Annotated in this window: 11 protein-coding genes; 9 read left to right on the forward strand and 2 right to left on the reverse strand. The window is 70.3% G+C overall.

Annotated features, from left to right (window positions below; genetic code table 11):
* Window positions 1-10: 10 nt before the first annotated feature.
* Window positions 11-1,393 (reverse strand): FAD-binding oxidoreductase, encoded by a 1,383-nt coding sequence (locus ACZ7NC_RS36120; protein ID WP_471494769.1) that lies wholly within the window; start codon window positions 1,391-1,393, stop codon window positions 11-13.
* 66 nt (window positions 1,394-1,459) lie between these two features.
* A complete protein-coding gene (locus ACZ7NC_RS36125) occupies window positions 1,460-3,262 on the reverse strand; it encodes a glycoside hydrolase family 15 protein (RefSeq protein ID WP_471494867.1) in 1,803 nt (600 codons plus the stop codon).
* A gap of 485 nt (window positions 3,263-3,747) precedes the next feature.
* On the opposite strand from ACZ7NC_RS36125, the gene ACZ7NC_RS36130 reads away from it, so the two are divergent.
* From ACZ7NC_RS36130 to ACZ7NC_RS36170, 9 genes are all read left to right on the forward strand, one after another.
* Window positions 3,748-5,397: a CTP synthase gene (locus ACZ7NC_RS36130; RefSeq protein WP_471494771.1), complete on the forward strand. Its 1,650-nt coding sequence runs from the start codon at window positions 3,748-3,750 to the stop codon at window positions 5,395-5,397.
* A gap of 83 nt (window positions 5,398-5,480) precedes the next feature.
* Window positions 5,481-6,107 carry an NUDIX domain-containing protein gene (locus ACZ7NC_RS36135; RefSeq protein WP_471494773.1) on the forward strand — a complete coding sequence of 209 codons (627 nt, stop codon included), beginning with the start codon at window positions 5,481-5,483 and terminating at the stop codon, window positions 6,105-6,107.
* 301 nt (window positions 6,108-6,408) lie between these two features.
* Window positions 6,409-8,505, forward strand: coding sequence for a tetratricopeptide repeat protein (locus ACZ7NC_RS36140; protein ID WP_471494775.1), 2,097 nt, complete (start codon window positions 6,409-6,411; stop codon window positions 8,503-8,505).
* 134 nt (window positions 8,506-8,639) lie between these two features.
* Window positions 8,640-9,764 carry an alanine dehydrogenase gene (gene ald, locus ACZ7NC_RS36145; protein ID WP_471494776.1) on the forward strand — a complete coding sequence of 375 codons (1,125 nt, stop codon included), beginning with the start codon at window positions 8,640-8,642 and terminating at the stop codon, window positions 9,762-9,764.
* Window positions 9,765-10,163: 399 nt separating this feature from the next.
* A complete protein-coding gene (locus ACZ7NC_RS36150; RefSeq protein WP_471494778.1) occupies window positions 10,164-11,300 on the forward strand; it encodes a ParA family protein in 1,137 nt (378 codons plus the stop codon).
* Window positions 11,285-11,872 carry a hypothetical protein gene (locus tag ACZ7NC_RS36155; RefSeq protein ID WP_471494780.1) on the forward strand — a complete coding sequence of 196 codons (588 nt, stop codon included), beginning with the start codon at window positions 11,285-11,287 and terminating at the stop codon, window positions 11,870-11,872. Before ACZ7NC_RS36150 ends, ACZ7NC_RS36155 begins: the two co-directional genes overlap by 16 nt.
* A gap of 783 nt (window positions 11,873-12,655) precedes the next feature.
* Window positions 12,656-13,729, forward strand: coding sequence for a segregation and condensation protein A (locus ACZ7NC_RS36160; RefSeq protein WP_471494782.1), 1,074 nt, complete (start codon window positions 12,656-12,658; stop codon window positions 13,727-13,729).
* On the forward strand, window positions 13,726-14,379 hold the full coding sequence (scpB, locus tag ACZ7NC_RS36165; protein WP_471494784.1) for an SMC-Scp complex subunit ScpB: 654 nt from the start codon (window positions 13,726-13,728) through the stop codon (window positions 14,377-14,379). The genes ACZ7NC_RS36160 and scpB overlap by 4 nt, the downstream gene beginning before the upstream one ends.
* Window positions 14,379-15,506 (forward strand): pseudouridine synthase, encoded by a 1,128-nt coding sequence (locus tag ACZ7NC_RS36170; RefSeq protein ID WP_471494786.1) that lies wholly within the window; start codon window positions 14,379-14,381, stop codon window positions 15,504-15,506. The genes scpB and ACZ7NC_RS36170 overlap by 1 nt, the downstream gene beginning before the upstream one ends.
* The last annotated feature ends 84 nt before the right edge of the window (window positions 15,507-15,590 follow it).

A 15,590-nucleotide genomic window follows, 5' to 3' on the forward strand; every position in this document is an offset into this window, starting at 1 on the left:
GCCGCAGCCGTCAGGCCGGCTTGACGTTGTGGTTGAAGCGGAACACGTTGTCGGGGTCGTAGTGGCGCTTCAGCTCGGCCAGCCGTCGGGTGTTCTCGGCGCCCAGTCCGGCCACGACCCGCTCGGCGCCCTCGTCCCCGATGAAGTTGAGGTAGACCGCGCCCGTGCTCCACGGCCGCGCGTCGGCGCGGACGTTCCGGACCCACTGGACGCACCGCTCGTCGTCCGCGGGGTCCTCCCAGATCGCGAAGGGGTGGACGGCCCAGCGCGCGTCGCGGTAGGGCACGGGGTATTCGTGCGGGCCCGCGGCGATCGCCCCGCCCAGCGGGAACAGCACATGGATGGTGCCGGTCGGCGAGGGCATGGCCTCGGCCCGGGCGCAGAAGGCGTCCAGATACTCGTCGGGCGCGCTCGTCAGGTACTCCGCCGACCAGTAGTTCCGCATCCCCGGCGGATCGTCGAGCATGCACTGGACATCGGCGTACGGCATCGCCCCGACGATCTCCGACTCGTGCGGCAGCGCCAGCAGGGGCTCGGCCAGCTTGCGCATGTCCTCCTCGGGCCCGGCGTACGTCAGCAGAGCACCGCACAGGAGCGTGCCCACCAGGTGCGGCGGTACGAACTCCTCCGGCGGCCCGATGAGATACAGCGCGCCACCGCCCGCTTCGTCGGGCGCCACGGAGATCAGCTCGCGGTAGGTGCGGACGACCTCGAGGCCGAACTCCGGGAGGTACAGGACCAGCGCGATGGAGAACTCGGGCAGCTCGTGGAGCCTCAGGGTGAGCGCGGTCGCCACGCCGAAGTTGCCGCCACCGCCGTGCAGGCCCCAGAAGAGCTCCGGGTTCTCGTCGGCGTTGGCGTGCACCCGCTCGCCGTCCGCGGTGACGAGCTCGACGCCGAGCAGGTTGTCCACGGCCAGTCCGCACCAGCGGTCCAGCCAGCCGGAGCCGCCGCCGAGGACGAATCCTCCGACGCCGGTGGTGGAGGCCCGGCCGCCGGTAGTGGCGAGGCCGTGCGGCTGGCAGGCGCGGTCCAGGTCGCTCATCGTGGCGCCGCCCGCGACCCGCACCGCCTCGGCCGCGGGATCGACGGTCACCGCGCGCATGTGACGCAGGTCGACAACCAGTCCGCCGTCGTTGACGGCCATGCCCGCCACGCTGTGCCCGCCGCCGCGCACCGCGATGTGCAGATCCAGGTCCCTCCCGAACCGCACGGCCCGTACGACGTCGTCCTCGTCCACGCACTGGGCGATGACCGCGGGACGGCGGTCGATCATCGCGTTGAAGACGGTCCGGGCCTCGTCGTAGCCCGCGTCCCCCGGGGCGAACACGTCGCCGACCAGATCCTCGCGCAGCGCGGCGAGCGCCGCGCCCGCCTTCGATGGGGAGGCCATGGGGCGCCCCCTTCCTTGCAGGGGCTGATGGTCCCAGCGTAGGCAGGCTGCGGCCGGCGGTCCTGTTCAGCCGCCGTAGGCTCCCGACGCCGTCAGACGCAGCGCCGTGTCGATCAGTGGAACGTGGCTGAAGGCCTGTGGGAAGTTGCCGACCTGACGCTGCAGGCGCGGGTCCCACTCCTCGGCGAGCAGACCGAGGTCGTTGCGCAGCGACAGCAGCTTCTCGAACAGCTTGCGGGCCTCGTCCACGCGGCCGATCATCGCCAGGTCGTCCGCCATCCAGAACGAGCAGGCGAGGAAGGCTCCCTCGTCGCCGGGGAGGCCGTCGACGCCCTTGCTCTCGCCCTCCGTCGGATAGCGCAGGATGAAGCCGTCCGAGGTGGACAGCTCGCGCTGGATCGCCTCGATCGTGCCGATGACACGCTTGTCGTCCGGCGGCAGGAAGCCCATCTGCGGGATCAGCAGCAGGGAGGCGTCCAGCTCCTTCGAGCCGTACGACTGCGTGAAGGTGTTGCGCTCCTTGTCGTAACCCTTCTCACACACGTCCCGGTGGATGTCGTCGCGCAGCTCGCGCCAGCGCTCCAGCGGGCCGTCGGCGTCGCCGGACTCGATGAGCTTGATCGTGCGGTCGACGGCGACCCAGGCCATCACCTTGGAGTGCACGAAGTGGCGGCGCGGGCCGCGCACCTCCCAGATGCCCTCGTCCGGCTCCTGCCAGTGGTCCTCCAGGTAGCGGATCAGCTTGAGCTGGAGCAGGGAGGCGTAGTCGTTGCGGGCCAGGCCCGTCATATGGGCCAGGTGCAGGGCCTCGGTGACCTCGCCGTACACATCCAGCTGGAGCTGGTGCGCGGCGCCGTTGCCGACCCTCACCGGGCCGGAGTTCTCGTAGCCGGGCAGCCAGTCCAGCTCGGCCTCGCCCAGCTCGCGCTCGCCGGCGATGCCGTACATGATCTGCAGGTTCTCGGGGTCGCCGGCGACCGCCCTGAGCAGCCACTCCCGCCAGGAGCGGGCCTCTTCGCGGTAGCCGGTGCGCAGCAGCGAGGACAGGGTGATCGCCGCGTCGCGCAGCCAGGTGTAGCGGTAGTCCCAGTTGCGGACGCCGCCGATGTCCTCCGGCAGCGAGGTGGTGGGCGCCGCGACGATGCCGCCGGTCGGGGCGTACGTCAGCGCCTTCAGCGTGATCAGCGAGCGGATCACCGCCTCGCGGTACGGGCCGTGGTACGTGCAGTGCTCGACCCAGTCCCGCCAGAAGTCCTCCGTGGCCTCCAGCGACTGCTCCGGCTCCGGCAGCGCCGGCGGCTCCTTGTGCGAGGGCTCCCAGGAGATGGTGAACGCGATCCGCTCACCCGGGGCGACCGTGAAGTCGGAGTACGTCGTCAGCGACTTGCCGTAGGTCTCGGCCTCGGTGTCGAACCACACCGAGTCCGGACCGGCGACGGCGACCGTACGGCCCTCGTGCCGGTGCACCCACGGCACCACCCGGCCGTACGAGAAACGCATCCGCAGCGTCGAGCGCATCGGCACCCGGCCCGAGACGCCCTCGACGATCCGGATCAGCTGGGGCGCGCCGTCACGGGGAGGCATGAAGTCGATCACCCGGACCGTGCCGCGCGGCGTGTCCCACTCGGACTCCAGGATCAGGGAGTCGCCGCGGTAGGTGCGCCGGGCCGCGGTGGGCGGCGGGGAGTCCGAGGCATGCGCGGGGCCGAGCCGCCAGAAACCGTGCTCCTCGGTGCCCAGCAGGCCGGCGAAGATGGCATGCGAGTCGAAGCGGGGCAGGCACAGCCAGTCCACCGTGCCGTCCCGGCAGACCAATGCCGCGGTCTGCATGTCTCCGATGAGTGCGTAGTCTTCGATGCGCCCGGCCACGTGCATCTCCAGTCGAACGGCCACGTCACCCCCTTATCGCAAGGGGGCTCTCGCTAGTGCGGTCAAGGGGTGGTTGTAATACGTCGTTGAGCGGTGAAGCAAAGCAGTCGTCCGCGCCATGAGGCAAAGCGACAGTCTCTTCTCAACAATCTCTGCTCAACGAACTGACGAGCTCTCGTTGTTCCGGTGGCTACGGGCGAGGGGTGGTGCCGTGTTGCCGGCCGCGCTCGGCAGCGAATGTCCGAGCAGGATACGACGCACGTAGATGATCTGTGTGCCGCTCCGGGCAACCCGGGTCCGCCGAACGGGTGAGCAACGGGTGAGAAACCGAAACACGTGTGCATGTTCGTGGTGAGACGTGTGCGGAGCGTGGCCGGAAGCCATCGGTTCCGGTCGCTGATACCCTGGTAGCCCGTGGACCGGTGGGCGTCAAAGACCCCCGAACCGCACTTCAAGATCGCGACCACGGGAGCCCCCTCTTGGCCATGACGCCAAAATCCACGACGACCAAGCACATCTTCGTCACCGGGGGTGTCGCCTCCTCGCTCGGCAAGGGCCTGACGGCCTCCAGCCTCGGCATGCTCCTCAAGGCCCGGGGCCTGCGGGTGGTCATGCAGAAGCTGGACCCGTACCTCAATGTCGACCCTGGCACGATGAACCCCTTCCAGCACGGTGAGGTGTTCGTCACCAACGACGGCGCCGAGACCGACCTGGACATCGGCCACTACGAGCGCTTCCTCGACCGCGACCTGGACGGCTCGGCGAACGTCACCACCGGCCAGGTCTACTCCACCGTGATCGCCAAGGAGCGGCGCGGCGAGTACCTCGGCGACACCGTGCAGGTCATCCCGCACATCACCAACGAGATCAAGCACCGCATCCGCCGCATGGCGACGGACGAGGTCGACGTCGTGATCACGGAGGTCGGCGGCACGGTCGGCGACATCGAGTCGCTGCCGTTCCTGGAGACGGTCCGCCAGGTCCGTCACGAGGTCGGCCGGGACAACGTGTTTGTGGTGCACATCTCGCTCCTGCCGTACATCGGCCCCTCGGGGGAGCTGAAGACGAAGCCGACCCAGCACTCGGTTGCGGCTCTGCGCAACATCGGTATTCAGCCAGACGCCATCGTGCTGCGCTGTGACCGCGAGGTGCCTACCGCGATCAAGCGCAAGATCTCCCTGATGTGCGACGTCGACGAGGCCGCCGTGGTGGCCTGCCCCGACGCCCGCTCGATCTACGACATCCCGAAGACCGTGCACGGCGAGGGCCTGGACGCCTACGTCGTCCGCAAGCTGGACCTGCCGTTCCGCGACGTGGACTGGACGACCTGGGACGACCTGCTCGACCGCGTCCACAACCCCGACCACGAGATCACGCTCGCGCTGGTCGGCAAGTACATCGACCTGCCCGACGCCTACCTCTCGGTCACCGAGGCGCTGCGCGCCGGCGGCTTCGCCAACAAGGCCCGCGTGAAGATCAAGTGGGTCACCTCCGACGACTGCAAGACCCCGGCCGGCGCCAAGCAGCAGCTCGCCGACGTGGACGGCATCTGCATCCCCGGCGGCTTCGGCGACCGCGGTGTGCTCGGCAAGGTCGGCGCGATCAAGTACGCCCGTGAGAACAGAATCCCGCTGCTGGGTCTGTGCCTGGGCCTGCAGTGCATCGTGATCGAGGCGGCCCGCCACCTCGCCGACATCGGCGACGCCAACTCCACCGAATTCGACCCGGCGACCTCCCACCCGGTCATCTCCACCATGGCCGAGCAGCTCGACATCGTCGCCGGTGAGGGTGACATGGGCGGCACCATGCGACTCGGCATGTACCCGGCCAAACTGGCCGAGGGCTCCATCGTGCGCGAGGTGTACGACGGCAAGGAGTACGTCGAGGAGCGGCACCGTCACCGGTACGAGGTCAACAACGCCTACCGCGCGGAGCTGGAGAAGAAGGCGGGTATCCAGTTCTCCGGCACCTCCCCGGACGGCAAGCTCGTCGAGTACGTGGAGTACCCCCGCGAGGTCCATCCCTACCTGGTGGCCACGCAGGCGCACCCCGAGCTGCGCTCGCGCCCGACGCGCCCGCACCCGCTGTTCGCCGGCCTCGTGAAGGCCTCGGTCGAGCGGAAGAATTCGAAGTAACACGAGAGTTGTACGGTGGCCGGGGTGCGAACCTTCAAAGGTTGGCACCCCGGTTTTCTTTTGTGCACGTGGAAGGGCAGGGCATGACGATCAAGGACACCCCCGAGGAGTGGGAGATCCGGGCGACGGGCACCCCCTTCGTGGGCAACAAGACCTCCGTCCGCACGGACGACGTGGTCATGCCCGGCGGCTCCGTGGTGCGACGTGACTACCAGGTCCACCCCGGCTCCGTGGCCGTCCTCGCCCTGGACGGCGAGGACCGTGTCCTGCTGATCAAGCAGTACCGCCACCCCGTGCGGCAGAAGCTGTGGGAGATCCCGGCCGGCCTGCTCGACATCCCCGGCGAGAACCCGCTGCACGCCGCGCAGCGCGAGCTGTACGAGGAGGCCCACGTCAAGGCCGAGGACTGGCGGGTGCTGACGGACGTATACACCACCCCCGGCGGCTGCGACGAGGCCGTACGGATCTTCCTCGCCCGCGATCTCTCCGAGGCCGAGGGCGACCGGTTCGCGGTGGAGGACGAGGAGGCCGACCTGGAGCACGCGCGCGTGCCGCTCGACGAGCTGGTCCGCGGGGTGCTCGCGGGCGAGCTGCACAACAACTGCCTTGTCGTGGGCGTGCTGTCGCTGGTCGCGGCGCGGGCCGGCGACGGACTCGACGCGCTCCGTCCGGCGGACGCGCCTTGGCCGGCGCGGCCGTTCGAGGCGTAGCGCTCCGCTGGGAGAGCCGAACGACTACGGAAGTGCCGCGGTGGGTCGTCGTTCGGCTGCGGCGGCGTGGTGGTTGGTCGCGCCCGCGCGGCGGAGCCGCATGTCCACACAGCCCCGCGCCGCTTTCGGGGCGTTGCTCTGACGCCCGTTTGATGTTGCCGGTCCTACGATCTGCTGATCCGGTCGGGGGACGTCTCCGCCGTGCTGCGCCCGGATCGTCGCAGAGCGTGAACTAGGCTCTGGAAACGCCCTGGCCGGAGTCCCGGCGGGCTTGCGCGTGTGTGGGACGGGAGTGTGGCCCGTGACGGATCAGGTGGTGGACACAGGCGGCGTGCAGATGTCGGCACGTACTTCCGACGGCAACCAATTCCTGGGCCGCACACGCGAGTTGAAAGAGCTGCTCGCCGACATCGAACGCGCGGGCCTGGACACCCTCTCCGGCCGCAAGGCGCCACGCGCGCGCGTACTGCTCATCGCGGGCCGTCCCGGCTCGGGTCGCACGGCACTCGCCGAGGAACTGGTACGGCGGGTGGCGGACCGTTACACCGACGGCGTCCTGCGTGCCCGCCTGAGCGAACCCGACGGTACGCCCGTCCCGGTCGAGCGCGCCGCCCGTGAACTGCTCACCGCCCTGGACCGGCCGACCCCGCCCGGCGTCGCCGCGGACGACCGCACGGCGGCCCTGCGCGAGGCCCTCGCCGACCGCCGGGTCCTGCTGCTGCTCGACGACGCGGCCGAGGCCGACCAGGTCGACGCCCTGCTGCCGGACTCCCCCGAGTGCCTGGCCGTCGCCGTCTCCGGCGGTCCGCTGACCGGGATCTCGGACGTGCGGCCCTGCACCCTCGGCGGCCTCGACACCAAGTCGGCCGTGGAGCTGCTGTCCCGGCACGCCGGCTCGGTCCGTATCACCGTCGATCCACGGGCCGCCGAGGGCCTCGTCGAGGTCTGCCAGGGCCAGCCCGCCGCGCTGATGCTGGCCGGTGGCTGGCTCGCGGCCCGGCCCAAGGCCGCCGTCGCCGACCTCGCCAAGCACCTGCGTGCCGAGGGCGAGGAGGGCACACCGCTCAGCCGCGCCTTCCGCCTCGCCTACTCCGGCCTGCCGACCCCGGCCGCCCGCATACTGCGGCTGCTCTCCCTCGCCCCCGGCGGCCTGGTCGACCCGCACACCGCCTCCGCGCTCGCCGGCTCCTCGGTGGACAGCGCCCACACCACCCTGGACGACTTCGTCGCCCTCGGCCTGCTGCACTCCGTCGACTCACCACTGCCCCAGTACGTGGTCCCGGCCTGTCTGCACCCGTACCTCAAGGCCCTCACCGAGACCCAGGACCGCCCCGCCGAGCTCCAGCTGGCCCGCGCGCGGATGCTGGAGCGGACGGTGCGGCTGCTGCAGTCCTGCCGGGCGATCACCGAGACCGACAGCCCCGAGACCCGGCAGAAGCTCCTCGGCATGCCCCGCGCCCTGCGCTTCCCCAACCCTCGGGCGGCCGCCGACTGGCTGAGCATCCGCAAGCCCGCCCTGCTGGCCTCGGCCCGCGCCGCGGTCGACGACGGGGAGCTGGACACCCTCGCCAGGCGTCTGATGTCCCAGCTGGTCAGGGCGCTGGTGACGCACTTCGGCACCCGGGCCGCCGCCCCCGAGCTGTACGACATCCACGGCTTGGTCCTCGATGTGGCCGCCCGCCGGAATCTGCCCCGCGAGAAGGCCGCGGCCCTGCTGAACCTGGGCGACCTCGACGCCCGGACGGGCCGTGCGCGCGCGGCGCTGGTGCGTTTTCGGGCCGCGCTGGACGCCGGACGGGAAGGAAACGACCCGTACGCGACCGGCCGCGCGATGGAATCCGTAGGCGGCGCCCATCTGGCGCTGGGGGACTACGACCGGGCCGCCGACTGGTTCGGCCGCGCCCTCGCCCAGCGGCTGGCCCGGGCCGAGCGGGAGGACGCCGCCCGGCTGTACGGCCGTATCGCCGAGGCGCACACCTACGCGGGCCGGTACGGCGAGGCGATGCGGAACTGGCGGGCCGCGGTCGCCGGGCACCGCAAGAACGGCGATGTCGCGGGTCACGCGCGGGCATTGAGTGAGCTGGCCCGGGTCCAGGAGTACGCCGGGCGGCTCGAGGAGTCGTTGCGCACCTGCCAGGAGGCGGTGGACTGGGCGCGGCGAGCCGAGGACTCGCGGCTCCAGGGCGCCCTGTATCTCCGGCTCGCCGACACCCTGGACCGCCTGGGCGATCCCGCGGCGGCGCAGCTGCACCGGGGGGCGGCCGAGCGGATGCTGGGAGAGGAGCCCGAGGAGTCCGAGGAGTCCGATGCGGCCGGGTCCGAGCCCCAGCAAGAGGCTTTCCAGCCGGAACATGACCCTAACGCCTGCGAAATCCGTAGTACATCTGTCGAAGATTGATGCAATGAAAGGCTAGACAGCGGGAACGCCTTCATTAGACTGGCTCTGCCGCACCTTCTCCTGCGGTGTCTCCCGGTGTGCCCTGCATGCCTGGGTATGTCTTGTAATGACCCACACCCTCTGAGCCAAGGACCGTGATCGACGTGAAGGTCGGCATCCCCCGCGAGGTCAAGAACAACGAGTTCCGGGTGGCCATCACCCCCGCCGGCGTGCTCGAGCTGGTGCGCCACGGCCACCAGGTCGTCATCGAGCAGGGCGCCGGTGTCGGCTCGTCGATCCCGGACAGTGAGTACGTCGCCGCCGGCGCTCAGATCCTGCAGACCGCCGACGAGGTGTGGGCCACCGCCGACCTGCTGCTGAAGGTCAAGGAGCCCATCGCCGAGGAGTACCACCGCCTCCGCAAGGACCAGACGCTCTTCACCTATCTGCACCTGGCCGCCTCCAAGGAGTGCACGGACGCGCTCATCGAGTCCGGCACGACGGCGATCGCCTACGAGACGGTCGAGCTGCCCTCCCGCGCCCTGCCGCTGCTGGCCCCCATGTCCGAGGTCGCCGGCCGTCTCGCCCCGCAGGTCGGCGCCTACCACCTGATGCGCGCCAACGGCGGGCGCGGTGTGCTGCCCGGCGGTGTCCCCGGCGTGCTCGCCGGCCGGGCCGTGGTCATCGGCGGCGGTGTCTCCGGCTGGAACGCCGCGCAGATCGCCATCGGCATGGGCTTCCACGTGACCTTGCTCGACAAGGACATCAACAAGCTCAAGGAGGCGGACAAGATCTTCGGTACGAAGATCCAGACCGTCGTCTCCAACACCCTCGAACTGGAGAAGGCCTGCCTGGAGGCCGACCTCGTCATCGGCGCCGTTCTCATCCCGGGCGCCAAGGCCCCGAAGCTGGTCACCAACGAGCTGGTCTCCCGGATGAAGCCGGGAAGTGTTCTTGTCGACATCGCGATCGACCAGGGCGGCTGCTTCGAGGACTCCCGTCCGACGACCCACGCCGAGCCGACCTTCCCGGTCCACAACTCGGTCTTCTACTGCGTCGCCAACATGCCGGGCGCGGTGCCCAACACCTCCACCTACGCGCTCACCAACGCCACGCTGCCGTACATCGTCGAGCTCGCGAACAAGGGCTGGGTCGAGGCGCTGCGCCGTGACGCCGCGCTGGCAAAGGGCCTCAACACGCATGACGGCAAGGTGGTTTACCGGGAGGTCGCGGAGGCGCACGGCCTGGAGCACGTGGAGCTCGCGTCACTGCTCGGCTGAGCCGATCGACTAAGTCACTTTCTGGTAAAGGCGATACGTCAACACGAGTCGTCAACCGTACGCACCCGGCCGGACCTTGCTAAAAAAGGTCCGGCTGGATGTGTGTATGGTCACTTTGCGGCACTCGGTCAACTCGCCTCGAACGCAACCCTTCGGGCGATTCGTACACCGGTGAAACCTACTGTGCGACGGCCGTACGCCCTTGACAGCGCGATGTTTCATTGTCGACACATCTGCCCGGTCCGGCGGATTGTGTTGCTGCGGACCGCCGACACGCCATAGAGTCGCCAACCGTCGGCATGGTGCCACGCTGACCTGTCTAGAAGTTTCCTGGTCACCAAGGAGGTAAGACGACTTGTGAATGAGTCGACATTTTCTCCCGGGGGTGGTCAACCAGGAATGCCGGTACGGGGCCAGGGTCCCGCGGGATTCGAGGCTGTCGGCTCCGTTGCGGTGCGCACCTTCGCAGCCCATCAGGGTCACCAGATCACCGGGGTGACTCAGACAGCACACCAGAGCATGGATGGCCATCACGTGAACGCCATGGCCGGCGACGGAAGTGGCGCGCCCCACAACCAACTCGCCGCCTACGACGAACTGCCCGACGGGCACTTCTACGACCCCGACGCGGAGTACGAGCCCGACCCCGAGTACGCGGCCACGCTCGCGCCCGACGCTGCCCGGCAGCGCCGTGAGCGCGTCGGCCCGACCGGGCGTCCGCTGCCGTACTTCCCGATCCCGGGTCCGCTGACCGACCACGGTCCCGCGAAGATCATCGCGATGTGCAACCAGAAGGGCGGCGTCGGCAAGACGACGTCGACCATCAACCTGGGTGCCGCGCTCGCGGAATACGGACGCCGGGTCCTGCTCGTCGACTTCGACCCCCAGGGCGCGCTCTCGGTCGGTCTCGGCGTCAATCCGATGGAGCTCGACCTCACGGTCTACAACCTGCTCATGGAGCGGGGCATGTCGGCCGACGAGGTGCTCCTGAAGACGGCGGTCCCCAACATGGACCTGCTCCCGAGCAACATCGACCTGTCCGCCGCCGAGGTCCAGCTGGTGAGCGAGGTCGCGCGCGAGTCGACGCTGCAGCGCGCGCTGAAGCCGCTGCTGCCCGACTACGACTTCATCGTGATCGACTGTCAGCCCTCGCTCGGCCTGCTCACGGTCAACGCGCTGACGGCCGCGCACAAGGTGATCGTGCCGCTGGAGTGCGAGTTCTTCGCCCTGCGCGGTGTGGCGCTGCTGACCGAGACCATCGAGAAGGTCCAGGAGCGGCTCAACCCGGAGCTGGAGCTCGACGGGATCCTCGCCACGATGTACGACTCGCGCACGGTGCACAGCCGTGAGGTGCTCGCGCGTGTCGTCGAGGCTTTCGACGACCACGTCTACCACACGGTCATCGGGCGCACGGTCCGCTTCCCGGAGACCACCGTCGCCGGTGAGCCGATCACCACGTACGCCTCCAACTCCGTCGGTGCCGCCGCCTATCGCCAGCTCGCCAGGGAGGTGCTCGCCCGGTGTCACGCCGAGTGAGTCTGCCGGGGGCCGACGAACTGTTCCGCACGACAGGGGGTATGGCGCTCCAGCCGTCCACTCCCCGGCGCCCGGTCAACGGCGAGGCCCGGGTGCCGGCTCCCGCGGGGGAGAGCGACGCGGCCGCCGCCGCGGAGGACGCGCCGCAGTCGGTGCCCGCGCAGGGCGGTGACGGCGACGGCGCGGAGCATGTGGCGGCCGACGCCGAGTCCGCCGACGCGGGCGAGTCGCGCAGCCGGTCCGCTGCCGCGGAGCGTTCGCCGCGACGTCAGGGGGCGCAGGAAGGTTCTGCCGCCTCTGGTGCCGACGCTTCCGCCGCCGCGCCGCGCAAGCGCGGGCGGTCGCCCTCGCGCCGGCCCAGCGGTCGCGAACGGCACGACGAGAAGATCACCGTGTATGTCTCCGCCGAGGAGCTCATGGACCTGGAGCACGCCCGTCTGGTGCTCCGCGGTGAGCATGGGCTGGCCGTCGACCGCGGGCGGATCGTCCGTGAGGCGGTGGCGGTGGTCCTCGCGGATCTGGAGAGCCGCGGAGACGCCAGCATCCTCGTACGACGGCTTCGCGGGCGGTAGCGGTAGCCTGCGGGGGCTATGACCTCGAACGACGTTCCAGCCCCCCGCGCCGGTGCCTCCGGCGGCCGCCGGCGTGCGCTGGGGCGCGGGCCTGGTGCCGCGCCGGCCGAGCCGGTGCCGGCTCCGGATCCGGATCCGGCGGAGCGGGAGGTCGCCGTCCCGGCGCCGGAACCCGAGACCACGGGGCCGGAGCCGACGGACGAGGTACGTGCGGCTGAGCTTGCTCCGGGTCCTGAGGTGCGTGCGGCTGAGCTTGCCCGGGGTCCTGAGGTGCGTGCGGCTGAGCTTGCCCTGGGTCCTGAGGTGCGTGCGGCTGAGCCTGGCCCGGTTTCCGAAGTTTCTGCGGCTGAGCTTGAGCGGGTGCGTGAGGTTCCGGGGGCTGGGCCTGGCCCTGGCCCGGGTTCCGAAATCTCTGCGGCCGAGCGTGGGCGGGTGCGTGAAGTTCCGGGGGCTGAGCCCGGCGTGGTTCCCGAGTTCCCTGCGGCTGAGTTTGCCCCAGCCCCCGATGCCCCTGTAGCCGAGGTCGAGTGGGCGCGTGGGGTTCCGGGGGCTGAGCCCGACCCGGTGTCCGAATCCCCCGCGGCCGAGCGTGCGCCGGCGTACGAGGTCCCCGCGGCTGAACTTGCCCCAGCGCTTGATGCCCCTGCGGCCGAGCGTGGACGGGCGCGTGAGGTTCCAGGGGCTCAGCCTGACCCGGTTCCCGAACTCCCTGCGGCCGAGCCGGATCCGGTTCCCGAGGTCCTTGGTACCGAGCCCGAGTCGGCCGGCCAGGTCGTCGGCACCGTGCCTGTACCGGCCCTCGAAGCCCGCGTCGCTGTCCCTTCCCCTGCGTCCGAAGCCCGTGCCGCCGAGCCTGCTCCGGCGCCAGAAGCCCCCGCCGATGAGCCCAAGCCGACAGGCCAGGTCCCCGGCACCGAGCCCGCCCCGGCAGCCGAAGCCTCCGCCGTCGAGCCCGCCCCGGCGCCCGAAGCCTCCGCCGTCGAGCCCGCCCCCGCGTCCGAAGTGCCCCTCGCCGAGCCCGAGACCGGCGTATCCGAGGAACCCGGCGACGGTGTCTTCAAGGTTCGGCTCTCCAACTTCGAGGGGCCCTTCGATCTGCTTCTCCAGCTGATCTCCAAGCACAAGCTCGACGTCACCGAGGTCGCCCTGTCCAAGGTGACCGACGAGTTCATGGCGCACATCAGGGCGATGGGGCCGGACTGGGATCTTGACGAGACGACCGAGTTTCTTGTCGTCGCGGCGACTCTGCTCGACCTCAAGGCGGCCCGGCTGCTGCCCTCCGCCGAGGTGGAGGACGAGGCCGATCTCGCGTTGCTGGAGGCGAGGGATCTGCTGTTCGCGCGGCTGCTGCAGTACCGGGCGTACAAGCAGATCGCCGACATCTTCAGCCGGCGGCTGGACGACGAGGCCCGGCGTTATCCGCGTACCGTCGGGCTGGAGCCGCAGCACGCCGAGCTGTTGCCCGAGGTCGTCATCAGCATCGGGGCGGAAGGATTCGCCAGGCTCGCGGTCAAGGCGATGCAGCCCAAGCCCAAGCCGCAGGTGTACGTCGATCACATCCACGCGCCGCTGGTGAGCGTGCAGGAGCAGGCGGGGATCGTCGTCGCGCGGCTGAAGGAGCTCGGCGAGGCCAGCTTCCGTGCCCTGGTCGGGGACACCGACGACACCCTCACCGTCGTAGCGCGATTCCTGGCGCTTCTCGAGCTGTACCGCGAGAAGGCCGTCGCCCTCGACCAGGAGACCGCGCTCGGGGAGCTGATCGTGCGCTGGACCGGTGGGGACGGCGACGAGACGCCCAAGGTGACCGACGAGTTCGACCGGCCGCCCGAGCCGCCCAAGGAGGAGAAGAAGGCGTGAGTGAGGACACCACCGAGCTTCCGGCCGGGCTGCGCGGCGTCGCGGACCTCGACCTCAAGCCCGCCCTGGAGGCGATGCTCATGGTCGTGGACGAGCCCGCGACCGAGGAGCGGCTCGCAAAGCTTCTGGAGCGGCCGCGCCGGCAGATCGCCGATGCCCTGCGGGAGCTGGCCGACGAGTACATCGTGCAGGGCCGCGGCTTCGAGCTGCGGTTCGTCGCCGGTGGCTGGCGCTTCTACACCCGCCCCGAGTACGCGGCCGCCGTCGAACGGCTGGTGCTCGACGGCCAGACGGCCCGGCTCACACAGGCCGCCCTGGAGACGCTCGCGGTCGTCGCGTACCGCCAGCCGGTCAGCCGCAGCCGCGTCTCCGCCGTGCGCGGAGTGAACTGCGACGGCGTCATGCGCACCCTCCTGCAGCGCGGGCTCGTCGAGGAGGCGGGCACGGAACCCGAAACAGGTGCGATCCTGTACAGGACGACGAACTACTTTCTGGAGCGGATGGGCCTGCGCGGTCTGGACGAGCTCCCGGAGCTCGCGCCCTTCCTCCCGGAGGCGGAGGCGATCGAGGCCGAGACGCTGGAAGGAGTCCCGTCGTTCGATCCGGACGCTCCGGATTCCGAGGACGCAGACGACAAGACGGAACTTTGATGCGAAGCAGTAGCGGCAGGAACAGCAGCGGAAACAACGGCGGGAGCCGTGGTGGCAACAGCGGCGGCCGCGGCGGGAGCAGCGGTGGCCGCGGTAATCCCCGTGGCGCCGGTAGCAACCGCGACGACAAGCAGGGCGGCCGGCCGAAGAGGCCGCGCCCGGAGGAGCGGCGCTACGACGTAGGCCCCGGCGCCACCCAGGACGGACCGAAGTCCGGCCGCGGCGCCTCCGCGCGCGGCGGCGCCAAGGGCGGGCCCAAGCAGGGCCAGCCGCGCGGCATCGGTCGGGGCCGTTCGGCTCCGGCGACCTCCCGCGAGTACGACGCGCGGGCCGAGGAGCGCAACCGCGAGCGCTACGCCGGCAAGAAGGACGTCAAGCTGCCCAAGACCTTCCCGGGCGCCGAGCAGGAGGGCGAGCGGCTGCAGAAGGTGCTCGCGCGCGCGGGCTACGGCTCGCGGCGTGCCTGCGAGGAGCTGATCGAGCAGGCCCGGGTCGAGGTCAACGGCGAGATCGTCCTCGAGCAGGGCAAGCGCGTCGACACGGAGAAGGACGAGGTCAAGGTCGACGGCCTGACGGTCGCGACGCAGTCGTACCAGTTCTTCTCGCTGAACAAGCCCGCCGGAGTCGTCTCGACGATGGAGGACAACGAGGGCCGGCAGTGCCTCGGTGACTACGTCACCAACCGGGAGACGCGGCTCTTCCACGTCGGGCGGCTCGACACCGAGACCGAGGGCGTCATCCTCCTCACCAACCACGGCGAGCTGGCGCACCGGCTGACCCACCCCAAGTACGGCGTGAAGAAGGTCTACCTCGCGCACATCGTGGGCCCGATCCCGCGCGACCTGGGCAAGCAGCTCAAGGACGGCATCCAGCTGGAGGACGGGTACGCCCGGGCGGACCGCTTCCGGGTCGTCGAGCAGACCGGCAAGAACTACCTGGTCGAGGTCACCCTGCACGAGGGCCGCAAGCACATCGTGCGCCGCATGCTGGCGGAGGCGGGCTTCCCGGTCGACAAGCTGGTACGCGTCGCCTTCGGTCCGATCACACTGGGCGACCAGAAGTCGGGCTGGCTGCGGCGGCTGTCGAACACCGAGGTCGGCATGCTGATGAAGGAAGTCGATCTGTAGGCCTGATCCCAGTCCCACGGGCGTGGCGGCCGGTTCCGGATTGCTCCGGGACCGGCCGATTCGTTTTCGCCGCTCCGCCGGTCT

This window comes from Streptomyces sp. NPDC111802, assembly GCF_055634335.1.

Coding starts and splice junctions, on each gene's coding strand:
- ACZ7NC_RS36170 (WP_471494786.1), top strand. CDS start 14,379: ATGCGAAGCAGTAGCGGCAGGAACAGCAGCGGAAACAACGGCGGGAGC.
- ACZ7NC_RS36135 (WP_471494773.1), top strand. CDS start 5,481: ATGACGATCAAGGACACCCCCGAGGAGTGGGAGATCCGGGCGACGGGC.
- ACZ7NC_RS36130 (WP_471494771.1), top strand. CDS start 3,748: ATGACGCCAAAATCCACGACGACCAAGCACATCTTCGTCACCGGGGGT.
- ACZ7NC_RS36120 (WP_471494769.1), bottom strand. CDS start 1,393: ATGGCCTCCCCATCGAAGGCGGGCGCGGCGCTCGCCGCGCTGCGCGAG.
- ACZ7NC_RS36150 (WP_471494778.1), top strand. CDS start 10,164: ATGCCGGTACGGGGCCAGGGTCCCGCGGGATTCGAGGCTGTCGGCTCC.